The organism is Klebsiella sp. K47, assembly GCF_051858335.1.
Taxonomy (GTDB): domain Bacteria; phylum Pseudomonadota; class Gammaproteobacteria; order Enterobacterales; family Enterobacteriaceae; genus Klebsiella; species Klebsiella pneumoniae.
This window is the reverse complement of record NZ_JBPYUI010000613.1, coordinates 1-209: the sequence shown is the minus strand read 5'-3', so window position 1 is coordinate 209 and position 209 is coordinate 1. Positions and strand designations below refer to the sequence as shown.

Genomic DNA, 209 nt, shown 5'->3' with positions numbered 1-209 from the left:
CACAGGCGCTTGCGTCTCTTTGGCCTGGCTGCGTTTTCGCGCCCACTGGGTGAGGGCGGCCATCAAGGCAAAGCCCAGCAGGATCATGACCGGGTAGGCCAACAGCAACTCGGTCAGCGAATATTTCCACGCCAGCGGCCGACCGACACCCAACATCGCCGCATACAACCAGGACACGCCCGACAGTGCGCCGGAAAACAACGCGAACA

Annotated in this window: 1 protein-coding gene; it reads right to left on the bottom strand. The window is 62.2% G+C overall.

From position 1 onward, the window contains the following. The coding region (locus tag RRF55_RS29435) for a hypothetical protein (RefSeq protein ID WP_439419519.1) at positions 1-209 on the bottom strand (209 nt) is incomplete at both ends.